Source organism: Holospora curviuscula (assembly GCF_002930195.1).
Lineage (GTDB): Bacteria > Pseudomonadota > Alphaproteobacteria > Holosporales > Holosporaceae > Holospora > Holospora curviuscula.
On sequence record NZ_PHHC01000064.1, the window covers coordinates 79,394 to 84,551 of the forward strand.

Genomic DNA, 5,158 nt, shown 5'->3' on the forward strand with positions numbered 1-5,158 from the left:
TCCCTGGGTGCCGTTTACAAATAATGTAGCCGAACGGGATCTGCGAATGGATGAAGGTGCAGCAAAAAGTTTCAAGGTGTTTGCAAACAGCCTAGGGCGCTGATCCACATGCGATTTTACGCAGCAATGCATCAACGTTGAAAAAGAACGGTCTGATATGTGTTCACCTAGATTAAACGCGCTACGCAAGAAAATGTGCACTTCTAAGACATCCTCGATCACCTCAGATCGATCTTATCCAGCTCTACTTTCCTCACCCCCATAGCCTTTACGATGGAGGGATTACGTTGGTTGTGACCTAATTTGAGACTAAACACGTAAAATTTTTCACACGTGCATTTGTTTCAAACATTTTTTCCATATAAAATAAGTTTTATGAACAGCTTTTCGTCCATAGGTGGATAGGGTAAGATCGCAAGGCCATGCTGGCCACTCCAGAGGATCAGAAGAGTAGGCGCCCTCAACGTATTGAAATCCTTGGTGTTCCAGGAGATTATTTTGCATCCAGTGAATAAGAGGGATAACATCACTCGCAATAATAAGTTTTCCTTCATCTTTTAAGACCTTCCAACATTGACTTAAAAATTCAGGTTGCAGTAATCGCCGTTTGTGGTGACGATATTTAGGCCAAGGGTCTGGGAATAAAATAAAGATTTTTTCTATTACTGTTTTAGGTAAGCGAGGCATCAAAAGATGCACATTATGTGGAAAAATATGGAGTTGGTTTCGCGCATTTTGGGAAAGATCTTTGAGACATTGCGCAATACCAGGACGAAACACCTCAACACCTAAAAAATGCACATGAGGATTCCGTTGAAGCTGGGTACGCAAATGAATTCCATCTCCAAACCCAATTTCCATCCACCATGGCGTGGAAGGATCAATTAAAGTGGATTCCTGTCCTAAAAAAGCTTCACTACAATCTACTAAGGGTAACTCTGTATCATATATTGTTTGTAATCTAGGATTTAGCTTCTTACCACACAGCCGTCCGTATACTCCGGGAACCCTCATCTTAATTACTATATTATTTTACTGTAAACGTAACAGTGCTTACTGTACGAATGATCTTCATAACACTTTTTCTCTCTTGATAATCACTTTCATCGGATCGATTCATGGTGCCAACCATTGTAAAGGGGCCTTGAGATAATTTTTGGATGCGTTCAAGCTTCACGTTAGCACTTTTTGCAATATGCTCGGCTACTCTTTGTGCATCTGCAAAAGATTCTTGAACCATTTCATTGCGCAGTATGTTAAATTTTGTATACGCAAATTCTATTTTTCCAGAAAAAGCAACATAAGGCATGTGAGAAAACACCTCCGCATTGGCTTGTTGAATTTTATCCACATCTTTGGATTCCACTACACCATTCACCGTAACGGCATATCTAAAATTATTTTGTTCTCGTGATACAGGTGTGCCTTCATATTGGCGAACCCAGTTATCCTCAATCTCGATAGTAAAAAAATTTGGATCTAAAACATCTTTCAGCCCTTTCACCTTACAAAATTCAAAAAATTTTTTCTTGAAGTCTTCTGCTTTTTTTACCGTGGTATCCATATCAGTGCCTAAAAACTGCGCTGATATAATCCATCGCGCTAAGTCTGATTTTACTTCTCGTTCTGAAATTCCTCGTACCGTTATGGGCACTTCTCTCAATTTTTTTGTAAATTGCGTGGTTAAATCTGCAAATATAAACGCTGCCACTGTCAATAGCATCCCAAAAAATACATGCTTTATAATTGTTTTGCCCATCCTCAAATTCCTTAAAATACTTGCAACACTCTAGCATATCTTTTTGTGGGTTTGCAAATGACATCATAATCTTGCAGCACAGATCAATAAATTACTAAACATTCATAGATTTAAAAAATTGCTTAACAGAGCTTAGGTCGTAGTATTAATTGAGTTTTATCTTGCGCTTTGATTTTTTTTATGATATAATTCAGAATAATTACTTTTACTATTGAGCACGCTATGACAGAAAAAAAAAGTTCTTCTTTTGGATATCAACGATTTTTCTGGGTGCTAATGGGGTGTGCGACAGTACTATATGCAGGATCTTGTATTGGAATAGGACAGTATATGCTCTCTCGAGCCCGGAAGCTGGTAAAATTTTCGCATCCTCAAAGCATAAAGATAGAGTATTTTCCGTTTCCTGTTGTAAAAATTCAACTTAACTCTATTAAACAAAAAGAGTTGAAAATTGATACCCTGTTAAACATTTCTCCTTTTCTACCAGGAATTTTTTCTGGACAATGGGCTCGGTGCGTTGCAAATTTTCGTCTAACAGGCCCCGATCTCACAGGAACTGCTAGGGTAAAAGGAATCTTTGATCCTAGAAAAAATCTAAACTCTTTGACGGACGCACTGCGCTTCTGGGCCACACTTGAAAAGTTAGAAGGTCATGGGAATTTCAAATTTCAAGAATATACGGGGATTATCAATGTGAAGAGTCCAAAACCTCGCGAAGAATGTTGGTCTTATACACTGTACAAGAAAGATGAACTCTTAAGCTCTGGACGTGGATTCGATGAAACCCCTCCAGATTTTATTCCTGTAAAAACATATATAAATTTTAGATTTGAATCAGAATTTTTTTCTTTAATTTCTGAAGTTCTAGGTAAGTTAAAAGTTTTTCCAGAAGTTTTTTCATGGTTGCAGGTAAACACTCAACACCTAAAAGATCTTTTACTTCCTTTTAGGTTAGATACATCTTTAAAACTATGGATGAGCTCAGAAGCGTTTCGTCTATATCTCAAAAATCATGAAAATTATAATCACACTGCAGAACCTCATCCCTTAAATAATGATTTGATTCTGAACTGGTTGAACTGGTTGAAAATTTTTTCGGGAGTTCCTTTTAGACAGGAAACCATTTTTGATGTAAATATTGCAGAGGAAGGAAAAAGTAAGTTTATCCTTTACTTTGAACAGGATACACCTTCTAAAGATATAGCCAATGTTCGTGCTCACCTAGAGCTTAATTGGGGGTCTTTGTTAAAATATTTTGAAAAAAAAACACCGAAAAGTTATAAAAATGCTCGTAAACTTTTAGATTCTGCGTTGAGTATTATTAATAAAAATAAAGACGTTTCTCATATTGAAACTGATGTATTTATTAAATACAATGTAGATCGTTTTAAAATGGAAGAGTTAACGATTAATGGCTTATCATTTCCTCAGTTAATGCAAGCGTATTTTTCGAATCTAGAAACCTTAAAATCACAAAAAAGTGTACCTTAAATTTTAGACTGTGAATATTGTCTACTTCTATTGCAGTATTTTATTTGAGAGAAACACGTGAAAAGATATGATAAATTAGGTTTAAGTTTGAATATAGATACTGATATTTTTTAAGGGAAATAGTAGAAAAAGAGATTAACTTATGAAAAAGCCTCAATACAGTTTAAAATAGTATCACACACAGTAAGGAATAGGTATCAAAGATATCAATTAAAAGAAAAGGATTGAGTAAGGAAATTAGACAGTAAAAAGAAAGAGTCAATAGAAAAGAAAGAGCACAGTATGTAAAGAAAAAGCCTTATTTTATCTAAAATGGGAGAGAATTTTGGTATACGTGCTGCGGGAACATTCTATTGGCTTCGTAAATTAAGATTCAGGCATAAAAAAGCTTATTCCTATGGAGAAGCCCCTAAAGAAAAAGTTACCAAGCAAATATAAAATATAATATTGCTCCAAAATCTTGTGTATAGCATTGGAATCAATCTTTGAAAAGACAGAACGTAAGGCAAAAAAAGCTAAAAAACGTGTCAAATACTATGGGCGAATAACTATGATAGCTAGGCGCCATTACGTTTCAAGAGGATTTATAATAGGAAATTCTTTGAAATTTAATGCATTTTTGATAAAAAAACTACGCCCTAGACAAGGTGTAAGGAGGGATAATACGCACATACCATCTGTTTAGTGTCCTTGTATGTATACAAAACCCGTATTCATACTTTTATTTTTCTATTCACTGCTTTGATAAAGCGTATAACTTTTTCTTTTAACTTTATGCTATATGGACTTGTTGATATATTTAACCTTTCTAACTTCTAATGTATTATTTTTTATATTAAAATCCAACGGTTATTACTAGGCAGTGGCGACATATTTTGAAAGCAGTAGTATTTGTGTATGAAAAGGGGAGATCTATGTTTTGTATAAAGCACCTGAAAGACGATCAATGCGGAGTATAGAGGATGCATTACCTGCTGTTTCTAGGGATACTTTTTGGATGACAATGGTCGTTTTGTGGAAGATATGATGTGGGTTTGTTGACCAAAACAAAAATCCGTGGCGCTCTCTCCAAGAGTTTTGTCGAGCATTCATAAACGCTTTAAACACTTGGCAAAAAAGGGTGCATTTCGGATGGGTTTCAATACCCCGGTGGAAGATGCGGACATGGAATAAGGGATGATTAATTCCAATATTGTGCGTGCACATCAGTACACAACTTGTGTAAAAAGCGCTTCAAATTCAAGCATTAGAGCGCTCTTGTAGTGGATTTTCTCACAAGATTCATGCTGCTTGCAATGCGCTCGCTACCCGCATTCAATTTGTTTTAACAGACGGAGAAGCGTCCGATTACAGACGCTTTAAGGCTTTTGGACGGTCTGAAAGCCAAAACCATCCTAGAAGACAAAAGATAAGATGCAGATTATGTAGTGACAGAAAATGTTAAAATATAGAGTAAAAATAATTATTTCTTCAAAATTTCATGGCAAAAAACCGTGAGATTTTGAAAAAGACCTTGCTAAAGCGGGCAATTTTATGAAGCGCGCGTTCAATAAAATTAAGCATTTTTTGCGTGTTAGAACGTGCTATGACATAATAAAAACAGCTTTCCTAGCTTTCTTCACTATTGCCGATATCTGAATATCGTTTAAATAATGTGTCAATACTACTTAAGTTCCTTCTTGAAAAAATAAATAAAACGTCTCTGTACAGGACAAAAGTTTATCTCCCTGTAAATACCCGCTCAATTACAGTTTTTTGATTAAAAATTGACGCAATATCATTCACGAAATTGTTAACCGAACGATCAATTTTAAAAAATAATTCCCGCAGCAGATCCAAGCCAACGCGTAACACGCTTTTTTCCAAACGACCATGCTTTTTCTTTTTGCTAGGGGCTTCCTTTACTAC

Annotated in this window: 4 protein-coding genes and 1 pseudogene; 1 reads left to right on the forward strand and 4 read right to left on the reverse strand. The window is 35.7% G+C overall.

Features of this window, described 5'->3' with window-relative positions:
- Nucleotides 1-327: 327 nt before the first annotated feature.
- Together trmB and HCUR_RS01330 are read right to left on the reverse strand one after the other, a co-directional pair.
- Entirely contained in the window at nucleotides 328-1,014 is a 687-nt protein-coding gene (trmB, locus tag HCUR_RS01325; RefSeq protein ID WP_104206401.1) for a tRNA (guanosine(46)-N7)-methyltransferase TrmB, read from the reverse strand.
- Between the two features lie 13 nt (nucleotides 1,015-1,027).
- Nucleotides 1,028-1,759, reverse strand: coding sequence for an SIMPL domain-containing protein (locus tag HCUR_RS01330; RefSeq protein ID WP_104206402.1), 732 nt, complete (start codon nucleotides 1,757-1,759; stop codon nucleotides 1,028-1,030).
- A 222-nt stretch (nucleotides 1,760-1,981) separates the two neighbouring features.
- Here HCUR_RS01330 and HCUR_RS01335 point away from each other — a divergent pair, with 222 nt between their 5' ends.
- A complete protein-coding gene (locus HCUR_RS01335; RefSeq protein ID WP_104206403.1) occupies nucleotides 1,982-3,250 on the forward strand; it encodes a hypothetical protein in 1,269 nt (422 codons plus the stop codon).
- A gap of 912 nt (nucleotides 3,251-4,162) precedes the next feature.
- Here the strand turns inward: HCUR_RS01335 and HCUR_RS07665 are convergent.
- Both HCUR_RS07665 and HCUR_RS08980 read right to left on the reverse strand, forming a co-directional pair.
- Nucleotides 4,163-4,456, reverse strand: coding sequence for a hypothetical protein (locus HCUR_RS07665; RefSeq protein WP_129591818.1), 294 nt, complete (start codon nucleotides 4,454-4,456; stop codon nucleotides 4,163-4,165).
- Between the two features lie 513 nt (nucleotides 4,457-4,969).
- Nucleotides 4,970-5,158 (reverse strand): annotated as a pseudogene (locus tag HCUR_RS08980) (hypothetical protein); the annotation flags it as partial.